The organism is Kribbella sp. NPDC026611 (assembly GCF_040638345.1).
Classification (GTDB): Bacteria; Actinomycetota; Actinomycetes; order Propionibacteriales; family Kribbellaceae; genus Kribbella.
In genome coordinates this window covers 528,013-547,979 of record NZ_JBEZYC010000001.1, presented here as the reverse complement: position 1 = coordinate 547,979, position 19,967 = coordinate 528,013, and the positions used below count along the sequence as shown (strand labels likewise).

The following is a 19,967-nucleotide window of genomic DNA, read 5'->3' as shown; positions in this document are numbered from 1 at the left end:
GGTCAGTTCTCCTTCCGGGTGTCGTCCCCGTTGACCGCCTGGGACTCCTTGCCCGGCTGGTCGGACGGCCGCGGACCGGCCGCGGCCTCGGGGGACACCGTCGCCTCGGCCGCGCGGCCGGTATCGGCCTGGCCGCCGTTGCCGTTCGGTGCGGTCCAGTTGCGCTCTCGGGCCAGGCGGAGGCCGGCCAGCGAGGCCTTGCCGCCGGTCGGGCCCTCGTCGGCGCGGCCGTCCGGGAACCCGGCCAGCACCCGCTCGGCCTCGCGCCAGGTGCAGATCGTCGCACCGCGCGGCGACTTCACCTCGGTGCCCTCGCGCAGGTCGTCGACCAGCCTGGTCGCCGACTCCGGCGTCATGTCGTCGAAGAACTCCCAGTTCACCATCATCACCGGTGCGTAGTCGCAGGCGGCGTTGCACTCGAGGTGCTCGAGGGTGATCTTGCCGTCCTCGGTGGTCTCGTCGTTGCCGACGTCGAGGTGCTGCTTGAGCCGGTCGAAGATCAGGTCGCCACCCATCACCGCGCACAGCGTGTTGGTGCAGACGCCGACGTGGTAGTCGCCGACCGGGCGGCGCTTGTACATCGTGTAGAAGGTGGCCACCGCCGACACCTCGGCACCGGTCAGGCCGAGCAGGTCGGCGCAGATCTCGATGCCCTCGGGAGTGACCCGGCCCTCGACCGACTGCACCAGGTGCAGCATCGGCAGCAGCGCGGACCGGGCCTCCGGGTACCGGGCCGCGAGCTCGCGCATCTCCGCGATCGTGGTCTCGGTGATCTTCGAGTCACCGGTGCTGTACGGCACCGGCTTGTCGGTAGCAGTCGCGTGGTTCTCGGCCATCTATCGGTCCACTCCACCCATCACCGGGTCAAGGCTGGCGACGGCGACGATCACGTCGGCGACCTGGCCGCCCTCGCACATGATCGGCATCGCCTGCAGGTTTGCGAAGGACGGGTCACGGAAGTGCACCCGGTACGGCTTGGTGCCGCCGTCGGAGACGACGTGGCAGCCCAGCTCGCCACGCGGCGACTCGATCGCCACGTAGGCCTGGCCGGCCGGCACCCGGAAGCCCTCGGTGACCAGCTTGAAGTGATGGATCAGGGCCTCCATCGACTCGCCCATGATGTGCTTGATGTGGTCGAGCGAGTTGCCCATACCGTCGGAGCCGACCGCCAGCTGGCTCGGCCAGCCGATCTTCTTGTCCGCCACCATCACCGGCTGGCCGTCCATCTTCTCCAGCCGGTCGGCGCACTGCTCGATGATCTTCAGCGACTCCCACATCTCCTGCAGCCGGACCCGGAAGCGGCCGTACGAGTCCGAGCTGTCCCAGGTCGGTACGTCGAAGTCGTAGGTCTCGTAACCGCAGTACGGCTGGGTCTTGCGCAGGTCCAGCGCGTACCCGGTCGAGCGGACCGGCGGGCCGGAGATGCCCAGCGCCATACAGCCGGCCAGGTCGAGGTAGCCGACGTTGCCGAGCCGGGCCTTGAAGATCGGGTTCGCGTTGCAGAGCTCGGCGTACTCCGGCAGGTGCTTGTTCATCCAGGTGATGTACTCGCGGATCTTGTCCAGCGCGCCCGGCGGCAGGTCCTGGGCGACACCGCCCGGCCGGATGAACGCGTGGTTCATCCGCAGGCCGGTGATCAGCTCGAACAGGTCCAGCGTCATCTCGCGCTCGCGGAAGCCGATCGTCATCACGGTCAGCGCGCCGATCTCCATCCCACCGGTGGCGATGCAGACCAGGTGGCTGCTGATCCGGTTGAGCTCCATCAGGAGCACCCGCATCACGTTGGCCTTCTCCGGGATCTGGTCCTCGATCCCGAGCAGCCGCTCGACCGCCAGGCAGTACGCCGTCTCGTTGTAGAACGGCGACAGGTAGTCCATCCGGGTGCAGAACGTGACGCCCTGCGTCCAGGAGCGGAACTCCATGTTCTTCTCGATACCGGTGTGCAGGTAGCCGATGCCGCAGCGGGCCTCGGTCACCGTCTCGCCCTCGAGCTCGAGGATCAGCCGGAGCACGCCGTGCGTGGACGGGTGCTGCGGGCCCATGTTGACGACGACGCGCTCTTCCGGCTCCTCACCGAGGCCGGAGACCACCGAGTCCCAGTCCTGACCGGTGACGGTGAAGACCTTGCCTTCGGTGGTGTCGCGCGTGGTCGCGTAGGGGTCTGTAGTGGTCATCAGTTGTACGACCTCCGCGTGTCGGGCGGCGGGATGACGGCGCCCTTGTACTCGACGTCGATGCCGCCGAGCGGGTAGTCCTTGCGCTGCGGGTGCCCCGGCCAGTCGTCGGGCATCTGGATCCGGGTCAGCGCCGGGTGCCCGTCGAAGACGATGCCGAAGAAGTCCCAGGTCTCGCGCTCGTGCCAGTCGTTGGCCGGGTACACCGAGACGATCGACGGGATGTGCGGGTCGCTGTCCGGGCAGGACACCTCGAGCCGGATCCGCCGGTTGTGGGTGATCGAGAACAGGTGGTAGACGGCGTGCAGCTCGCGGTCCGTCTCGTTCGGGTAGTGCACGCCGCTGACGCCGGAGCAGAACTCGAACCGCAGGGCCTCGTCGTCGCGCAGGTGCTGGGCGACCTCGACCAGCTTCTCGCGCTCGATGTGCAGAGTCAGCTCGTGCCGGTCGACGACGACCTTCTCGATCGCGCCGTCACCGACCAGGCCCTCGAGCCGCTCGGTGGCGGCGTCGTACCAGGAGCCGTACGGCTTCGGCGTACCGCCGGGCAGTGCGACCTGGCGCTTGAGGCCACCGAAGCCGGAGGTGTCACCGGTACCGCGGACACCGAACATGCCCTGGCGCTGATCGATGACCTCCGCGCCCGGCGTCTGCGCGTCACCAGCGGCGGACGTCGCCGGAAGGTTCTCGGGTTGCGTGTCACTCACCGGAGCAGACCCTTCATCTCGATCGTCGGCGCGGCGGTCAGGGCCGCGGCCTCCTGCTCGGTCTGCAGCGCCTTCTTGTGCGCGCCGAGCTTCATGTGCTGGATCTGCTCGTGGATCTTCAGGAACGCGTCCAGCAGCATCTCCGGCCGCGGCGGGCAGCCGGGCAGGTACATGTCGACCGGGACGACGTGATCCACGCCCTGCACGATCGCGTAGTTGTTGAACATGCCGCCGGACGAGGCGCAGACGCCCATCGCCAGCACCCACTTCGGGTTCGGCATCTGGTCGTAGATCTGACGCAGTACTGGGGCCATCTTCTGGCTCACCCGGCCGGCGACGATCATCAGGTCGGCCTGCCGCGGCGACGCGCGGAACACCTCCATGCCGAACCGGGCCGCGTCGTACCGCGGGGCGCCGGTGGTCATCATCTCGATCGCGCAGCAGGCCAGGCCGAAGGTTGCCGGCCACAACGACGCCTTGCGCATGTAGCCCAGCAGGCCCTCGACGGTGCCGAGCAGTACGCCGGCCGGAAGCTGTTCTTCTAGACCCATGTCAGTCCCACTCCAGTCCACCGCGACGCCATACGTAGGAGTACGCGATGAAGACGGTGACGATGAAGATGACCATCTCGACCAGCCCGAACAGCGCCATCTGGTCGAAGGCCACCGCCCACGGGTAGAGGAAGACGATCTCGATGTCGAACACGATGAACAGCATCGCGGTGATGTAGTACTTCACCGGGAAGCGGCCACCGCCGACCGGCTGCGGAGTCGGTTCGATACCGCACTCGTACGAGTCGAGCTTGGCGCGGTTGTAGCGCTTCGGTCCGACCAGCGAGCTCACGACGATGCTGCCCGCCACGAAGAGCAGCGCGAGCACACCAAGAGCGATAATCGGTGTGTAGGGGTGCATCGGTTCGGTGCTCCCTCCTTCAGCCGGTGGTGCCTGTCTTTTCGGTCAGCCCGTTACTGGGACTGTGTTATCAGTACCGCTGTGGCGCAGTTCACCCGCCCCGCCGCTCAGGCGGCCGGAGCGAGTTTCGTGAGCCCGTTGATGATCTTGTCCATCACGTCGCCGTCGCGCGGGTCGGTGAGGTTGGCCAGCAACTTCAGGGTGAACTTCATCAGGGTGGTGCGCGGCAGACCGTACTTGGTGCACAGCCGCATCACCTCCGGATTTCCGATCAGCTTCACGAAGATCCGGCCGAGCGTGTAGTAGCCGCCGTACTCCTGCTTCAGCGCCTTCGGGTACGCCGACAACGCGCGCTCGCGCTGGTTCGGCTGCCGGCGCAGCGCCTGGGCGGCGACCTCGGCGGCGAACGCCCCGGACTCCATCGCGTACGGGATGCCCTCGCCGTTGAACGGGTTGACCATGCCGCCGGCGTCGCCGAGCAGCATCAGGCCGCGGGTGTAGTGCGGCTGCCGGTTGAAGCCCATCGGCAGCGCCGCCCCGCGGATCGGGATGGTCTGGTACTCGTCCCGGAACTGCCACTCGTCCGGGGTGACCTTCAGCCACTGCTTCAGCAGGTCGGCGTAGTCGACCTTGCCGAACGCGTCCGAGGTGTTCAGGATGCCGAGGCCGACGTTGACGGTGCCGTCGCCCATCCCGAAGATCCAGCCGTAGCCGGGGAGCAGCACCTTCTGCCCTGGCTGCTTGGGGTCCTCGGCCCACAGCTCGAGCCAGGACTCGAGGTAGTCGTCGTTGGTCCGCGGGCTGGTGAAGTAGGTCCGGACGGCGACACCCATCGGGCGGTCGTCGCGCTTGTGGATGCCCATCCCGATGCTCAGCCGGGACGAGTTGCCGTCGGCCGCCATCACCAGTGGCGCCCGGAACTCGAGGTCGGCACCGGCCCGGCGGCCGTTGTCGTCGACCGGCTTCGCAGTGACGCCGACGATGTGACCGCGGTCGTCGAGGATCGGGCCGCTGACGTTGGTCCGCTCGCGCAGCCGCGCCCCGGCCTTCACGGCCTGCCGGGCGAGCATGTCGTCGAAGTCCATCCGGTTCCGGGTCAGGCCGTAGTTCGGGTGGCTGGCCAGGTCCGGCCAGTCGAGCTGCAACTGGTGCCCGGCGCCCTGGATCCGCAGACCGTAGTTGCGGATCCAGCCGGCCTCTTCGGAGATGTCGATGCCCATGTTGATCAGCTGCTTGGTGCCGCGCGGGGTCAGCCCGTCGCCGCACACCTTCTCCCGCGGGAACGCGGTCTTCTCCAGCAGCAGCACGTCGAGGCCGGCGTTCGCCAAGTGGTACGCCGCAGCCGATCCGGCCGGGCCGGCACCGACGACGATCACATCGGCGGTCTCCACCTGCTGCGCGCTCGGCACGCTCTGGCTCATCTCGATTCCTGGCCTGGCTGGGGGCTGGTGCGCTCGTGAATCGCTTCACGAGCACTCGTCACTTGACAGTCTAGGACTGCCTGACACAGACACGAAACTCGCCCCAACCCCCTTGCAGGCAAGCGATTTACGCGCACCGAACCTTGCGAAAATCGATCTCCCAGCTTCGGCATACCAGTGGCGACACAGGTATGCCGAAGCGACCCACCTGACAAATACCTGACAGTTCCCGCGGCCACCCTGCCGAGCGCTGCTGCGCCGGTCTACGGTCCCGGTGACGGCCGGGACTTCGCGATGCTCGCGTCGGGCTCGGACGCCTTCTAGGGGAGGAACACATGAGCGATTGTGAAAAGTGCTACCGGACGCTTCAGGACTGCCAGGCCTGCAACGGCGGGCGTAACCGCGGCATCGCCGGGACCAGACTGACCTGCTCGAAGTGCAACACCACCGGGCAGGTCTGCTCGGAGCACGGCGGTCACTGGAAGCGCTGACCGGCGCGCGCCAGGTGGGGTCTTCCTCGAGCTCCGCCTGGCGCCGCTCAGTGGAGGGGTTTCACACCGCGGTGGATTGCCACCAGGCCGCCGGTCAGGTTGCGCCACTGGACGTGGGACCAGCCGGCCGACTGGATGGCTCGGGCCAGAGGTTCCTGGGGGAGCCAGGCGCGGGTGGACTCGGCGAGGTACTCGTAGGCCTCGGGGTTGGTGGAGACGACCTTGGCGACGGCCGGGACGGCTCGCATCATGTACTCGAGGTACACCACACGGAACGGCTTCCAGGTCGGGTGCGACTGTTCGAGGACGACGAGCCGGCCGCCGGGGCGGGTGACCCTCCGCATCTCCTCGAGCGCGACGGCGACGTCGTTCACGTTGCGCAGCGCCCAGGAGATCGTCACCACGTCGAACGTGCCGTCGGTGAACGGGAGCCGGAGCGCGTCGCCGGCGATCAGGTCGAGCTCGGGGTACCGGCGCTTGCCGACCCGGAGCATGCCGACCGAGAAGTCGCACGACACCACCTCGGCGCCCGCCTCGCGCAGCTTGATACTGGACGCGCCGGTCCCGGCCGCCAGGTCGAGGATCTTCATCCCCTTCCGTGGCGCGATCTCCTTGACCGTCTCCGGCCGCCAGTACAGCTTCTCCAGCCCCATCGTCGCGACCGCATTCGTCCGGTCGTACCCCTCGGCCACATTGTCGAACATGGCCGCTACGGCATGCGGGTCCTTGCTGAGATCTGCGCGGGTCACCTGTCTAGTTCATCACGCGGCTTCGAGTGAGTGGGTGGGCAGGCATACGCTTGCATCTCGTGAGTGCATCCACAGGGAGGTGTCCGGCTGCCGTGATCCGGGGTCGGGGCACGAGCGAGGAGTGGTGCCGTGAGCTTGTCTGACCCGGTCCGATCCGGTCATTCGCAAGCACCCCGGCTGGTGATTCGCAGCCAGCCCGTCGACGGCGTGTCGGCGCAGCTGCTGGACCACCTGCCGGCCGAGGGGGGTCTGGCCTGGGTACGGCGTGGCGACGGGCACGTCGGCTGGGGTGTCGCCGCCCGGCTGAACGTTGCCGGTGGCAACCGTTTCCAGGACGCCGTGCTCTGGTGGCAGCAGCTGACCGGCTCTGCCGTGGTGCGCGACGAGGTCGGCGTACCAGGCTCGGGACTGGTCTGCTTCGGATCGTTCGGTTTCACCGACGAGGACCCGGGTGAGCTGGTCGTCCCCGAGGTGATCGTCGGCCGCCGCGGCAGCACCACCTGGGTGACCACGGTCTCCCCCGCCAGCTCACTGGCCGCCGCCCCCGACCTGCTCCGCCACGAGCCCTCCCCGGTGTACGACGTGACGTTCGCGGACGGCGCCCGGACCGGAACGGACTGGTCAAGCATCGTCGCCGACGCGGTACAGCGGATCACCGCCGGCGAGCTGGACAAGGTCGTGCTCGCGCGGGACCTGATCGCGATCGCCGAGCAGCCGATCGACCTGCGCTGGCCGTTGCAGCGGCTCGCGACGTCGTACCCGAACTGCTGGACGTTCTCCGTCGACGGGCTGATCGGCGCCACCCCGGAGCTGCTGGTACGCCGGGAGAAGGGCCTGATCACGTCCCGCGTGCTGGCCGGGACCATCCGCCGTACCGGCGACGACGCGCACGACCTCGCGCTGGCCGCGTCGCTGGCGCGGTCGTCGAAGGACCTCGAGGAGCACGAGTTCGCGGTCCGCTCGGTCGCGGACGCGCTGAAGCCGCACTGCAAGTCGATGAACGTGCCCGAGACCCCGTTCGTGCTGCACCTGCCGAACGTGATGCATCTCGCCACCGACGTCGCCGGCGTCGCGAACAACGGCGCCTCCGCGCTCGGACTGGCCGCGGCGCTGCACCCGTCCGCGGCGGTGTGCGGTACGCCGACCCCGGCCGCGCGGGACCTGATCGGCGAGATCGAGGGCATGCAGCGCGGCCGGTTCAGCGGACCGGTCGGCTGGATGGACGCGTCCGGCGACGGCGAGTGGTGCATCGCCCTGCGCTGCGGCCAGGCCGACCCCGACGACCCACGCCGAATGCGCCTGTTCGCCGGCGCCGGCATCGTCGCAGGCTCCAACCCCGACGCCGAACTGGCCGAAACGAACGCGAAGCTCGTTCCCATGAGAGATGCGCTAGGAGACTGAACTGTGAAGCTGACGAAGTTTGCGCATGCGTGTGTTCGGTTGGAGAAGGACGGTAAGACGCTGCTGGTCGACCCGGGGTCGTTCAGCGAGGACGCGGTCTTCGAGAAGGCCGACGCGATCCTGGTCACGCACGAGCACGGGGATCACCTCGACATCGACCGGGTCGCGGCTCTCGACGTACCGGTGTACACGAACGCCGGCGTCGCGGCTCAGCTGACCGCGCTGGGCGACCGCGTGCACGTGGTGGCCGGCGGGCAGTCCTTCGAGGCGGCCGGGTTCTCGGTCAGTGCCTACGGCAAGGACCACGCGGTGATCCTGCCCGAGTGGGGCATCCCCTGCGAGAACGTCGGCTTCCTGATCGACGACGCCGTCTACCACCCCGGCGACTCCTTCACCCAACCCGACCGCGCCGTCCACACCAACCTGGTCCCGATCTCCGGTCCGTGGTTCTCCCTCCCGCCGGCGGTCGACTACGCCCGCGCGGTGAAGTCGGAGCAGCTCGTGGGCATCCACGACGGCCTGCTCAACGAGATCGGCCTGAGCATGTACCCCCGCTTCCTCAACTCCGACGAGCGCCCGTACCTGGGCCTCAAACCAGGCGACACAACCGAAATCGCCTGAAATCGGCAACTGCTTCGAACCCGATCCGCTGGTAGACGCGATGTGAGTCCGGATTGCCGAGGTCCGTCCTGAGGCAGACCTCGGCCGGTCTCACCCGCTTGGCCAACTGCGCGGTCAGCGCCGAACCGTAACCACGTCTTCTGAACTGTGGTGGCGTGTAGATCGGGCCCAGACGTACTACGTTGCGGCTCGGCAACCGGTGGGGCCGAGCGTCACCACCTGCCCGTCTGCCTCCAGCACCCACAACCGTTTCTCGTCCACCATCGCGCGGACTGCTCGGCTCAGCTCTGCACCCTCGACCCGGTCCCCCGGCACCCACCTCGCCGCGCGTCCTCCTCCCGGCTCATCTCCCCCAGCCGGTACAACCGCACCCCACCCAGCTCCTGCACTTGCTTGCCCACGGCAACTGCCCATTCCCGGGCAAACACACCAGCCGCATCCCCCGCGGCTCGCGCACAACCGCCAGCGCCCCGTCGGCGGTCTCGACCAGCATCCCGCCCCGATCCAGCTCCTCCAGCAGCACCACCTGCCACACCGGATCAGGCGAACGCATATCCGACAAAGTCCTGCACCGGCCGGAACCCAATGGCGGCGTAGATCTTGTTCGACGTCGGATTCGCCAGATCCGTGAACAAACAGACCTCGTCCACGACCTTCCGCAACCGCCCGGTCACCGCCGCCGTCAACGCGCTCGCGTACCCACGCCCACGAAACTCCGGCGCCGTGTCAACCGGCCCCACCCGAGCCACCCCGAACACCGGCGCCTGATGCCCGACGAAGCTGACAATCCGCCCGTCCTCCCAGACCCACAACCGCCCGCGCTCAACCCGCTGCTCCAACCACTGCCGGTCCGCCGCCGCCCGTTCGTCCGTATGCCCAACCTCCGCGCGATACTTCCCGAACATCGGGGTCAGCGCATCCAGATCCGCCGCGCCCGCCGGCCGCGGCGCCCCATCCGCCTGCTGCGCAACGAAGTCCCCCAGCCTGTGCAGCCGAGCCCGTTCCGTCTGCCGAAAGCTCCGCCCGGTCCGTACGCCGTACTCCTCGGCAAACACCCGCGCCGGCTCCGCGATGCTGAAACGAGCTCCTGGAACGCCTTCGGACCGCTGGTTGCGCGGGCGATCATGCGACGAAGTCCAGCTCGACGAAATCCGCGACCGGGCGATAGCCGGCCTGGTAGTAGATCTTGTTCGAGGTCGGGTTGGCGAGATCCGTGTACAGGCACGCTTCGTTGCCGTCAGCAAGGATTTGCGCGGACACCTGACTGGTCAGCGCCCCGGCGTACCCGTGCTTCCGGTGCTCCGGCGGCGTGTACACCGGCCCCACCCGGCAGACACCGAAGATCGGCAGGTGAAACCCGACCATGCTGACCGGTTCGCCGCCGACCTCCCACATCCACAGCGTGCCGTGCTCCAGCTGACGACGCGCCCAATCGCGCTCCCGCTTGAGCTCCTCGAACCCGTCACCAGCCCAGGCCGCGACCAGCTCGAGGTCGTCCTCCCGGACCGGACGGGCCGCGCCACCATCGGCGGCCAGCGGCGTGAGTTCGACCAGCTTGTGCAGCCGAGCCGCCTCCGCCTCGACGAACTGCCCGCCGCGCCGCTCGCACCACCTGCGCGCAAATCGCTCCGCCGCGGGCCGCACCCCACCGACACCCGGCGCCTCAGGCAGTACGTCGACGTACGCATCGGCGACGGCGTCGGCCAGCTCCTCCCGCAGCGCCCCGACGTACACCTTCCGCCCCGGCACCCGCATCGCGACGCCGACCACGTCCGGGTCGTGCACGGAGACGTAGTACGCCGTCCCGTCCTCGAGCGGCAGCAGACCGGTCGCGCGCTCGTGCACGTTGCTCATCACGACCGTGTGCAGCACCGGGTCCTGCTGGAGGAACCCGAACGTCGTGTCCTCGAAGGCCTGTGCATCACTGGTCACCCGGACGTCCATGGCCGCGAGCGTACGCCGCGACGCTGCACCGGTCGCGCGGATTTACACTGCGACCATGTCCACCACGCGGTTGTTGCTGCTCGGCGTCGTGCGGATCTTCCAGCCGGCGTACGGGTACCAGCTGCGCCGCGAGCTGATCACGTGGAACGTGCAGAGCTGGGCGAACATCAACCCCGGCTCGATCTACACCGGCCTGCGCACCCTGGCGAAGCACGGCTACCTCCAGGAGCTGGAACAAGACGGCGCCCACCGCCCCGGCAGGACGTCGTACAAACTCACCTCCGACGGCGAAACGGAGTACTTCTCCCTCCTCCGCGGCATGCTCTGGACGGTCGACGGCTTCCACCCCGACCGCATGCAAGCCGCCCTCAGCTTCCTCTGGTCCCTCCGCCGCGACGAGGTCCTGGCCGCGCTCGAGGCCCGCATCTCCCAGCTGGAAGCGTGGCAAAAATCCGAACCCTTCTCCGAACGCCAAATCCTCGAAGACCCCGGCACCCCCGACCACGTCGTGGAAATGTTCCGCATCACCACCGCCCGCGACAAAGGCGAACTCGAGTGGACCAAGGCCTTCCACACCAGAATCACCAACGGCGCCTACTCCTTCGCCGGCGAACCAGCCGACTGGACCCCCCACCCCGGCATGATCACCCACTGGGGCGAAATCCCCAACCCCCCGAACCCATAGCCCCCCGGCACGAGCGGGGCGGCGCGTAGTGCGGCGGCGAAGGAGCCGTACGTCGACCAGCTACACACGACACCACCAGCAGTACGACGAGGAATGCGCCCGCGCGCGGTAGCCACCCGCGGGCGGCAGCCGCAACAAGCCAGCGCCAGCTGACAGACGGCCGGCGCCAAGCCCCCCGCACGCCCCACCACCCGCGCGCATCCCCGGCGCCTACGTGCCTCGATCTCCGGAACAAAAATGCCGCGTAGTGACCCTTTTCCTCCGAAGATCGGGCCCACCCGAGCGAACCAACGCCCGTCAGCACGTCGAGCTAGCTACGCCGTCAGCCGGGCACCACCCGGTCGCCTCTCCCATATCGACGGGATAGCGGGACCGGCACGCACCACCGCGATGCACCGATCCCACCCGCCAGCATCACCGTCCGTTGACGTACGGAGGCCACCCCCAAGCAGCCACCACCAGCGCAGCGAGCGAACGCCCGGGCGCCAGTCGGGCGGCAGCCCCCGAGCTAGCAGGGTGGGTGGGGCGGCGCGTAGCTCGGCGACGAAGGAGCCGTGCGTAGCACCGCGCCGGGCTACCAGCAGCACCCGACATCAGCAGTACGACGAGTACGACGCCAGCCCGAGGAAGTCATCCGCGAGCGGCAGCGAGCAACCCGCGGCACAGCCGCGAACCGCGAGCGCAGCTCGCAATCCGCGAGCGTAGCGAGCAAACCCCCGGCGCCAGCCGGATGTACCGGGGCACTCGCCCTCGAACGGACGGGTGGGTGGGTGGGGCGGCGCGTAGCACCGCGATGGGACTACCACCAGCACCACTCACCAGCAGTACGACATAGGAGGGCGCCAGCCCGGGGTAGTCACCCGCGAGCGGCAGCGAGCAACCCGCCAGCGCCAGCTGGCAGACCAGCCGGCGGTAAGCCCGGAGGGTGGGTGGGAGCGGCGCGGCGCACGGCGACGCAGGAGCCGCGCGTAGCACCGCCGGGGAGCATTCAACATTGACTATTCAATGTTGATCACTCAGACTACCAACCATGATGATCGAAGCTCGCGGGCTTGTCCGCACGTTCAAGACCAAGCGGGGGCCGGTGCAGGCTGTGCAGGGGGTGGACCTCGATGTCGCCGACGGTGAGATCGTCGGGTTTCTCGGGCCGAACGGCGCCGGCAAGACGACCACCATGCGCATGCTGGCCACCCTCATCAAGCCGACCGCCGGCACCGCGACCGTCGCCGGTTGCGACCTCGCGAAGGATCCGGTCGGCGTACGCCGCGGCATCGGGTATGTCCCGCAGAGCGGCTCCACCCTCCCCGAAGCGGTCGCCGGCGACGAGGTCGTCGACCACGCGCGCCTGTACGGCGTACCCAAGGCGAAGGCGATCGCCGACGGTCAACGCCTCTTCGAGGAGCTCGACCTCCCCGGCCTCTGGCGCCGGCAGTGCAAGACGCTGTCCGGCGGTCAACGCCGCAGGCTCGACATCGTGATGGGCCTGATCCACGACCCGAAGGTCATCTTCCTCGACGAGCCCACCACAGGACTGGATCCGCAGGCCCGCGCCAACCTCTGGCAACACATCCGCGACCTCCGCACCCGGGGCGCCACGATCTTCCTCACCACGCACTACCTCGACGAGGCGGACGCGCTCTGCGACCGCATCCTCGTCATCGACCACGGCAAGATCGTTGCCTCCGGCACCCCGGAGGCGCTCAAGCAGCAGGTCTCCGGCGACGGCGTCCGCCTCAGCCTCGCGGATCCCACCCAGGGCCCGGCGGCAGCCGCCATCGTCGAGAAGCTCGACGGCGCAGTGGCGATCGAGACCGACGGTACGGCGGTCAACTTCCGCATCCCCAAGGGTGGCAGCATCCTCCCCGGCCTGCTCCGCTCGATCGATGCCCAGGGCATCGAGCTCGACGGTGTCGAGGTACACCGCCCGACCCTCGACGACGTGTTCCTCACCATGACCGGTCGATCGCTCCGCGACGAGGAAGCGCCCACGACAGAAGACAGCGAGCAGGACGAGAAGGAGAAGGAGGCCGTGGCATGACCGTGCTCCGGGAGACCTGGATCGTGTTCCACCGCGCCATGCGCCTCTCGCTGCGCAACCCGATGTGGTCGATCCTCATGCTCAGCCAGCCGCTGCTCTACCTGTTCCTGTTCGGCCCGCTGCTGAAGCCGATCACCGCCCAGATCAGCCAAGGTACGACGACCAACGCCTACCAGGTCTTCATCCCCGGCCTGATCGTCCAGCTCGGTATGTTCGGCGCGATGTTCGTCGGTTTCGGTCTGATCGCGGAGTACCGCGCCGGCGTCATCGAGGCGGACCGCGTCACCCCCGCGTCTCGCATGGCCCTGATGGCAGGCCGCGTACTGCGTGACGTCGTCGTCCTGGTCGTCCAGTCCGTCCTCCTCCTCGTCGTCGCGATCCCACTCGGCCTACGCGCCCCCTGGAGCGGCGTACTGCTCTCGCTCGTCATCGTCGCACTCCTCGGCGCGACCTTCGCCTCGCTGTCGTACTCCGTCGCGCTCATCACCAAGAGCGAGGACGCACTCGCCCCGCTGCTCAACGGCATCGCCATGCCGCTCCTGCTGCTGTCCGGCATCCTCCTGCCGATGCAGATCGGCCCGACCTGGCTGCAGCGACTGTCCGACATCAGCCCGCTGAAGCACGTCGTCACCGGCGTACGGGCGCTGTTCCGCGGCGACATCACCAGCTCGTCGTCGCTGTGGGGCCTGTTCTGGGTCGTGCTGCTGACCCTTATCGGTTTGACGGTCGGCGCGCGCACCTTCCGCAAGGAATCCGCCTGAGCAACCTGTTGTTCATCAGCGAGTCGCATGACCGGGCTACGGTCCGGTCATGCGCTCGCCGATGATCCGTGGGATCGTCGGCTCCATCGTCGTTGCCCTGGCGAGCCTGGTGACGTCGGTGGTGCCGCCGTCCTCGTGGGTGGCCGCCCTGCCGGTCACCGGGGACCTGCGCCACTCACTGGCCGGGCGCATGATCGGCCTGACGTTCATGGTCGCCGGCCTCGGCCTGATGGCGTGGGCCTGGCTGACCATCGGCAAGCAGGTCATGGCCGGTGCACGCCTCCCGCTGCTGCGGATGACGGCGTACTGGAGTGCTCCGCTGCTGCTGATCCCGCCGCTGTTCAGCCGGGACGCGTGGAGCTACGCCGCGCAGGGCGCACTGGTCGCCAAGGGCTACAACCCGTACGACGTGGGCCCGGGGGTCCTGTCCGGTCACATCGTCGAGGCCGTCGACCCGATGTGGATGCAGACACCAGCGCCGTACGGTCCGCTGCCGCTGGCGTACGGCGGTCTGATGGCCCACCTCACCATGGACCCGTATCTGCTGATGCTGGCGCACCGCCTGCTCGCAGTAGTCGGCATAGTCCTCATCGCCTGGGCTGTACCGCGCCTAGCAACCGCATGTCGCGTTGACCCGGCCTTCGCGACCTGGCTGGTCGTGCTGAACCCCATGCTGATCACCCACGGCATCGGCGCGGCCCACAACGACGTACTGATGCTCGGCCTGGCCTGCAGTGCCTTCGCACTCGCACTGACCGGCCACTGGGGTACGGCGGCAGTCGTAGCAGGAGCCGCCGCAGCAGTGAAGCTGCCCGGCGGCCTAGTGGTCATCGCTATCGCCGCAGTGATGAGCCCGCTGGCCGGACGCCTGCACCGCTTGGCCAGCCTGGTCATCGCTGGCTTCGTGTCCGTACTGACCCTCGTCACCATCGGCGAGCTCAGCGGTGTGGGCTCCGGCTGGATCAGTGCGCTCGACGTACCCGGACTGGTCCGCTCGCCCTTCTCCATCGCCAACCTGGTCGGCATGGCAGCGTCCGGCGTACTGGAGTGGCTCGGTGACGACTCTGCCGCGCAGCAGGCCCTCAGCATCGTCCGCCTGGTCGGCATGGTCGTTGCGGTCAGCCTCATCGTCGTGCTGAGCCTCAGGTCGTCCATCCACTACGCCGCTCGAGCTGTAGGCATCGCACTGCTCGCCGTGGTGGTGCTAGGCCCGAGCGCGCACGACTGGTACTTCCTGTGGTGCCTGCCGTTCCTGGCCGTCGCCCGACCGGGCCGCTGGCCGACGACGATCATGACTGCGGTCAGCCTGATCTTCACCCTGGCCGCACCGCTCAACTCGTCGCTGCGTGGTGCGACCATTCCCATCCTGACCACGCTGGCGCTGGTGATTGCGGTCGGACTCCCGCTGCTCAACCACCTCCGCACCATGCACCCACGCAAGGTAGAGAAGCTCCCCGTTACTGCTGCTTGAGCGCCGCCACCAGTGCCTCCCCCAGCGGCCGATGGTCGTCGCGTGACACGCGTGCCTCGACCACATCCATGCCGGCGACCGTCGACGCCAGTGCGGCCCGCAGCGCGTCAGCAGTCTCCGCCAACTGGTACGGCGTACCGGTAGCGGCGCACAATGCGGCCAGGTCGACGTTGTGCGGCGTACCGAAGACACGCTCGAAGTACGTGGCCTGGTCCGGATGACCCTGCTCCAGCGTCGAGAAGATCCCGCCGCCGTTGTCGTTGACGACGACGATCCGCAGGTCGGGCCGCGCCTCCTCCGGCCCGATGATCAGGCCGTTGCTGTCGTGCAGGAAGGCGAGGTCGCCGACCAGCGCGTACGTCGGTCCCGCGTTGGCGAGCGCCGCGCCGACCGCGGTGGAGATCGTGCCGTCGATACCCGCCAGGCCGCGGTTCGCGATCGTCCGGATCGGGACGATCGGCGCGAGGTCGAGGTCGCGGATCGGGTTCGAGGAGGCGACGACGAGCATGCCGTCGGCGCCGGCCGCCTCGCCGACGAGCTGCGCGATCCGCGGGCCGCTCAGCCCGTCGGTGAGCAGTTTGTCGATCGCCGGGCGGGCGAGCTGATCGGCCTGCTGCCAACTGTCCAACCAGTTGGTTGTGTCCGGCGCGAGCACCTCGAGCCCGGTCACCACCGACGCCGCCCGCCGGGCCGGGTCGGGCCACGAACCGGTCGGCGAGACCACTGTCACCTCGACGTCCGGCCGCGCCAGCAGCTTCGAGATCGGCCGGGACAGCGTCGGGTGCCCGAACACCAGCACCCGCTCGATCTGCTCCGCCAAAGAACTTGCCTGCAGCAACAAACGGTAGGCCGAGATGACGGCCGGCCCGGTCCGCGCCCGGCTGGACGGCTCCGCGAACAACGGCCACTGACCAGCCTCGGCCACCAACCGCGCTGCCTGCGACGCACCGTCACCGGCAACCACGACCGTCTTCGGTCCAGGCGACACGGCCGAGGGCTTCCCAGCGGCAGCATGTACGGCGGTCCACGGTCCGGTGCTGCGTCCGTCGAGCGGCTCCGGCCACTCCGGTCCGTCGGTGGGTACCAGCGGCTCCGTCAGCGGGCAGTTGAGCTGGACGGGTCCTGGGTCAGCTGAGCGAGTACCTGTCGCGTTGGCGACTGCCCGGGCGACCTGCGACCGCCAGTACGCCACCTGGCCCACCTCGCGCACCGGCGTACCCATCTCGTGGAACAGGCGGACCGCCGAGCCGAACACCTTGAGCTGGTCGGTCGTCTGGTTCGCACCGGTACCGCGGAGCGCCGGTGGGCGGTCGGCGCTCAGCACGATCAGGGGCAGGCCGCTGTGGCTCGCCTCGAGGACGGCCGGGTGCAGGTTGGCGACCGCAGTCCCGGACGTGGTGACGACAGGTACGGGCAGTCCAGTCCCCCGGATCAGGCCGATGGCCAGGAACCCCGCCGTACGCTCGTCGATGCGCACGTGGAGTCGTAGCCGGCCGCTGCGGTCGGCCTCGGCCAGTGCGAGGGCCAGTGGGGCGCTGCGGGATCCCGGCGAGACCACGGCCTCCCGTACGCCGTTGCGGATCAGCTCGTCGACCAGCACGGCCGCAAACGCTGTTGACGGGTTCATCCAGCACTCCTCACTCGCGCCAACCGCTCTTCCCACACCTTGGACCGTTCCTCGCTCGCCCGTGTGACCTGGTCCGGTTCAGGACGTCTGACAGGGAGGACGCCGTCTACTGGCACCAGTGGTTCTCGGACCACGTCGTGGATGAACATCGAGACTGTCGCCAACCCACAGGCGTACGGAAGCTCAGGTAGCGCCGCGGCCAGCGCTACGCCCGCAGCGATCCCCACCGACGTCTCCAGCGCCGACGACACCACTACCGGCAGGCCGATCCGCTCCGCTATCTCCAGACACGCCCGGACGCCACCGATCGGCTGCACCTTCAGTACGGCGATGTCCGCAGCGTCCAGCTTCTTCACCAGGTACGGGTCCTCAGCGCGCCGGATTGACTCGTCGGCAGCCACGGGTACGTCGACACGCCGCCGTACGGCAGCCAGCTCCTCCACAGTCGCGCAGGGCTGCTCGACGTACTCCAGCTCGAACCGCTGCAGCTCTCGCACGCTCCGCACCGCCTGGTCGACCGACCACGCGCCGTTCGCGTCGACGCGAACCCGGCCTGAGCCGATCGCGTCACGGACCGCCTCGACGCGGGCGAGGTCGTCGGCGAGGGTCTGCCCCGGCTCAGCCACCTTGACCTTCGCCGTACCGCAGCCGGACGCTCTGACGATCTCTGCCGCCTTCTCCGGACCGACCGCGGGCACGGTGCAGTTGACCGGTACGAGGTCGCGCACCGGCGCCGGCCAGCCGTCGTACGCCGCCTCATGCGCGGCCCGCAGCCAGGAGACGCAGGTCGCGTCGTCGTAGTCGAGGAACGGGCTCCACTCGGCCCAGCCCGCTGGTCCCTCGAACAGCATGCCCTCGCGGACGGTGATCCCGCGGAACTTGTTCTTCAGACCGAGCGAGTACGTGATCACCGCGCATCCTCCAGCAGGGACTGACGATCAACCTTGCCTGAGGCAAGCATCGGTAGCGCGTCCAGGGCGGTCACGTCCTGCGGCGCCCAGGTCCGCGGCAGCACCTCGGACACGAAGTCTCTGAGCTCTTCCCGACTCGGCGCGCCCACGACGAACGCCACCACCCGCGTCCCCCACTCGGCGTCCGGCACCCCGAGGACAACGGCGTCCTTCACTTCCGGATGCTCCAGCAGCCGCGCCTGCACGGTGGTCAGCGTGACGTTCACGCCACCCGAGATCACCACATCGTCGACCCGGCCAACGACCCGCAGCCGTCCGTCCACGAGCTCGCCCCGGTCTTGCGTGCGGAACCAGCCGTCTCGCAGTACCTCGGCCGTCAACTCCGGGCGCAAGCGGTACCCGGAGAACAGCGTGCTCCCCTTGATCAGGATCCGCCCGTCGTCGAGGTCGACCGCGGTCCCGTCGAGCGGGAGACCGGCGTACACACAGCCGCTGCCGGTCTCGGTCATCCCGTACGCCGGGATCGCCGTCACGCCCGCTTCGGACGCCTGAGCCTTCAACGGCTCGGGCATCGACGCCCCGCCGATGATGATCGCGTCGAACGACCGCAGCGCGTCGAGATCCGTCTCCAGGTACCGCGCCAGCTGGGTCGGCACCATGGCCGTGTACCGCCTGGCGCCCGTCAACCGCTCCGCGCTCGCGGTGAAGCTGTCGCCGAGCATCACCGGCGTCGTCCCCGCGACCAGCGACCGGGTGAGGATCTGCAGCCCGCCCACGAAGTACGGCCTCATCGGCAACAACCACTGCCCCGGGCCGCCCAACCGGTCGTGCGTAGCCTCCGCCGACGCCACCAACGCGTCCCGCGACAGCAGCACCCCTTTGGGCTCGCCGGAGGACCCTGACGTGGTCAGCACCACAGCTACGCCGTCCTCCAACGGCTCGTCCGGCCGAGCTGCCTGCCGCACCCGCGCCGCCCCGGCCGGATCCTCCGGCACCGGCGCAAACGCGGTACCGGTCCCGTCCAGCACCCCGCTCAACGCGGCCAGCACCACATCCGGCGTCCCCGAGACCAGCCGCAAGCTACCCATAACACCCCCGAGCGTACGACCAGCCCCCACCACCCCGGCCGCCCGGCCCGCCTCGAGTGGCTGACAGAATTGGTCCTCGTGGCTACCCCTGCGCAGTGGATCGAAGGCGCTCGCCCCCGCACCTTGCCCGCCGCGATCTCGCCGGTGCTGGTCGGAACCGGCGCCGCGGCGTACCTGGACGGCTTCGTCTGGTGGAAGGCCCTGCTCGCCCTCGGCGTCGCGCTCGCCCTGCAGATCGGCGTCAACTACGCCAACGACTACAGCGACGGCATCCGCGGTACGGACGAGAACCGCGTCGGCCCGCTCCGCCTCGTCGGCTCCAAGGTCGCCTACCCCGGCCACGTCAAGACCGCCGCCTTCACCTGCTTCGGCATCGGCGCCGCCCTGGGCATCGTCCTCTGCGCCACGACCACGTGGTGGCTCCTGGTCGCCGGCGCCGCGTCCCTGCTCGGCGCCTGGTTCTACACCGGCGGCAAACGCCCGTACGGCTACCGAGCCCTCGGCGAGGTCAGCGTCTTCCTCTTCTTCGGCCTGGTAGCAGTCCTGGGTACGACGTACGTCCAGGCCGAACGCATCACCTGGCCCGCGGTAGCCGGCGCCATCTCCATCGGCTCCATCGCCTGCGCCCTGCTGGTAGCCAACAACCTCCGCGACATCCCCACCGACACAGTCACCGGCAAACGCACCCTGGCCGTAGTCCTAGGCGCCCCCAACTCCCGCCGCCTCTACGCCGCCCTGATCGCCCTAGCGTTCGTCCTAGCAGCCGTCTCGGTCCTCGCGACCCCCTGGACCCTCCTGGCCTTCATAGCCATCCCCCTGGCTGTCCCCGCCACCCGCACAGTCCTCAGCGACGCAGTGGGCCCAGCCCTGATCCCCGTCCTCAAGAGCACCGGCCTCACCGAACTCCTGTACGCCGTGGGCCTCGGCATCGGCCTCGCCCTAGGCCGCTAACTCCTGTCGCTAGCG

Annotated in this window: 21 protein-coding genes; 8 read left to right on the top strand and 13 right to left on the bottom strand. The window is 68.9% G+C overall.

What is annotated here, in order from left to right; translation table 11 throughout:
• Nucleotides 1-2: 2 nt before the first annotated feature.
• From nuoE to AB0E69_RS02680, 6 genes are all read right to left on the bottom strand, one after another.
• Nucleotides 3-836, bottom strand: coding sequence for an NADH-quinone oxidoreductase subunit NuoE (gene nuoE / locus AB0E69_RS02705; RefSeq protein WP_360138425.1), 834 nt, complete (start codon nucleotides 834-836; stop codon nucleotides 3-5).
• Nucleotides 837-2,174: an NADH-quinone oxidoreductase subunit D gene (locus AB0E69_RS02700; RefSeq protein ID WP_360138422.1), complete on the bottom strand. Its 1,338-nt coding sequence runs from the start codon at nucleotides 2,172-2,174 to the stop codon at nucleotides 837-839.
• Nucleotides 2,174-2,881, bottom strand: a complete 708-nt coding sequence (locus tag AB0E69_RS02695; RefSeq protein ID WP_360138419.1) for an NADH-quinone oxidoreductase subunit C — start codon at nucleotides 2,879-2,881, stop codon at nucleotides 2,174-2,176. Before AB0E69_RS02695 ends, AB0E69_RS02700 begins: the two co-directional genes overlap by 1 nt.
• Nucleotides 2,878-3,432 (bottom strand): NADH-quinone oxidoreductase subunit B family protein, encoded by a 555-nt coding sequence (locus AB0E69_RS02690; protein WP_360138416.1) that lies wholly within the window; start codon nucleotides 3,430-3,432, stop codon nucleotides 2,878-2,880. Before AB0E69_RS02690 ends, AB0E69_RS02695 begins: the two co-directional genes overlap by 4 nt.
• A 1-nt stretch (nucleotide 3,433) precedes the next feature.
• Complete coding sequence (locus AB0E69_RS02685) at nucleotides 3,434-3,793, bottom strand: NADH-quinone oxidoreductase subunit A (protein WP_360138413.1); 360 nt, start codon at nucleotides 3,791-3,793, stop codon at nucleotides 3,434-3,436.
• A 107-nt stretch (nucleotides 3,794-3,900) separates the two neighbouring features.
• Nucleotides 3,901-5,214, bottom strand: a complete 1,314-nt coding sequence (locus AB0E69_RS02680) for a geranylgeranyl reductase family protein (RefSeq protein WP_360138410.1) — start codon at nucleotides 5,212-5,214, stop codon at nucleotides 3,901-3,903.
• A gap of 335 nt (nucleotides 5,215-5,549) precedes the next feature.
• Between AB0E69_RS02680 and AB0E69_RS02675 the strand changes: the two genes are divergently transcribed.
• Complete coding sequence (locus tag AB0E69_RS02675; RefSeq protein WP_360138407.1) at nucleotides 5,550-5,705, top strand: hypothetical protein; 156 nt, start codon at nucleotides 5,550-5,552, stop codon at nucleotides 5,703-5,705.
• 47 nt (nucleotides 5,706-5,752) lie between these two features.
• Here the strand turns inward: AB0E69_RS02675 and AB0E69_RS02670 are convergent, their stop codons facing one another.
• Nucleotides 5,753-6,454, bottom strand: coding sequence for a demethylmenaquinone methyltransferase (locus AB0E69_RS02670; RefSeq protein ID WP_360138404.1), 702 nt, complete (start codon nucleotides 6,452-6,454; stop codon nucleotides 5,753-5,755).
• Between the two features lie 129 nt (nucleotides 6,455-6,583).
• On the opposite strand from AB0E69_RS02670, the gene AB0E69_RS02665 reads away from it, so the two are divergent.
• Together AB0E69_RS02665 and AB0E69_RS02660 are read left to right on the top strand one after the other, a co-directional pair.
• Nucleotides 6,584-7,855: an isochorismate synthase gene (locus AB0E69_RS02665; RefSeq protein ID WP_360138401.1), complete on the top strand. Its 1,272-nt coding sequence runs from the start codon at nucleotides 6,584-6,586 to the stop codon at nucleotides 7,853-7,855.
• Between the two features lie 3 nt (nucleotides 7,856-7,858).
• Complete coding sequence (locus AB0E69_RS02660; protein WP_360138398.1) at nucleotides 7,859-8,476, top strand: MBL fold metallo-hydrolase; 618 nt, start codon at nucleotides 7,859-7,861, stop codon at nucleotides 8,474-8,476.
• On the opposite strand, the gene AB0E69_RS02655 is transcribed toward AB0E69_RS02660, so the two are convergent.
• From AB0E69_RS02655 to AB0E69_RS02645, 3 genes are all read right to left on the bottom strand, one after another.
• Complete coding sequence (locus AB0E69_RS02655) at nucleotides 8,445-8,720, bottom strand: GNAT family N-acetyltransferase (protein ID WP_360138395.1); 276 nt, start codon at nucleotides 8,718-8,720, stop codon at nucleotides 8,445-8,447. The two genes, AB0E69_RS02660 and AB0E69_RS02655, sit on opposite strands and share 32 nt — an antisense overlap.
• 295 nt (nucleotides 8,721-9,015) lie before the next feature.
• The gene (locus AB0E69_RS02650; RefSeq protein ID WP_360138392.1) at nucleotides 9,016-9,531 is read right to left on the bottom strand and encodes a GNAT family N-acetyltransferase; all 516 of its coding nucleotides are present in this window, start codon (nucleotides 9,529-9,531) and stop codon (nucleotides 9,016-9,018) included.
• Between the two features lie 67 nt (nucleotides 9,532-9,598).
• Nucleotides 9,599-10,420, bottom strand: a complete 822-nt coding sequence (locus AB0E69_RS02645; RefSeq protein ID WP_360138389.1) for a GNAT family N-acetyltransferase — start codon at nucleotides 10,418-10,420, stop codon at nucleotides 9,599-9,601.
• Between the two features lie 55 nt (nucleotides 10,421-10,475).
• On the opposite strand from AB0E69_RS02645, the gene AB0E69_RS02640 reads away from it, so the two are divergent.
• The 4 genes from AB0E69_RS02640 (at nucleotide 10,476) to mptB (ending at nucleotide 15,375) form a co-directional block, all read left to right on the top strand.
• Nucleotides 10,476-11,105, top strand: coding sequence for a PadR family transcriptional regulator (locus AB0E69_RS02640; RefSeq protein ID WP_360138386.1), 630 nt, complete (start codon nucleotides 10,476-10,478; stop codon nucleotides 11,103-11,105).
• A gap of 1,030 nt (nucleotides 11,106-12,135) precedes the next feature.
• Nucleotides 12,136-13,143: an ATP-binding cassette domain-containing protein gene (locus AB0E69_RS02635; RefSeq protein WP_360138383.1), complete on the top strand. Its 1,008-nt coding sequence runs from the start codon at nucleotides 12,136-12,138 to the stop codon at nucleotides 13,141-13,143.
• A complete protein-coding gene (locus AB0E69_RS02630; RefSeq protein WP_360138380.1) occupies nucleotides 13,140-13,904 on the top strand; it encodes an ABC transporter permease in 765 nt (254 codons plus the stop codon). Before AB0E69_RS02635 ends, AB0E69_RS02630 begins: the two co-directional genes overlap by 4 nt.
• Nucleotides 13,905-13,953: 49 nt before the next feature.
• Nucleotides 13,954-15,375 (top strand): polyprenol phosphomannose-dependent alpha 1,6 mannosyltransferase MptB, encoded by a 1,422-nt coding sequence (gene mptB / locus AB0E69_RS02625; protein ID WP_360138377.1) that lies wholly within the window; start codon nucleotides 13,954-13,956, stop codon nucleotides 15,373-15,375.
• Here the strand turns inward: mptB and menD are convergent.
• Genes menD through menE form a run of 3 tightly spaced genes read right to left on the bottom strand, consistent with a single transcriptional unit; the run spans nucleotide 15,362 to nucleotide 19,001 of the window.
• Nucleotides 15,362-17,002 (bottom strand): 2-succinyl-5-enolpyruvyl-6-hydroxy-3-cyclohexene-1-carboxylic-acid synthase, encoded by a 1,641-nt coding sequence (gene menD / locus AB0E69_RS02620; RefSeq protein WP_360138374.1) that lies wholly within the window; start codon nucleotides 17,000-17,002, stop codon nucleotides 15,362-15,364. The genes mptB and menD overlap by 14 nt on opposite strands.
• Entirely contained in the window at nucleotides 16,999-17,913 is a 915-nt protein-coding gene (locus AB0E69_RS02615; RefSeq protein WP_360138371.1) for an o-succinylbenzoate synthase, read from the bottom strand. Before AB0E69_RS02615 ends, menD begins: the two co-directional genes overlap by 4 nt.
• Entirely contained in the window at nucleotides 17,910-19,001 is a 1,092-nt protein-coding gene (gene menE, locus AB0E69_RS02610) for an o-succinylbenzoate--CoA ligase (protein WP_360138368.1), read from the bottom strand. The genes AB0E69_RS02615 and menE overlap by 4 nt, the downstream gene beginning before the upstream one ends.
• Before the next feature lie 78 nt (nucleotides 19,002-19,079).
• On the opposite strand from menE, the gene AB0E69_RS02605 reads away from it, so the two are divergent.
• The gene (locus AB0E69_RS02605) at nucleotides 19,080-19,952 is read left to right on the top strand and encodes a 1,4-dihydroxy-2-naphthoate polyprenyltransferase (RefSeq protein WP_360138365.1); all 873 of its coding nucleotides are present in this window, start codon (nucleotides 19,080-19,082) and stop codon (nucleotides 19,950-19,952) included.
• The last annotated feature ends 15 nt before the right edge of the window (nucleotides 19,953-19,967 follow it).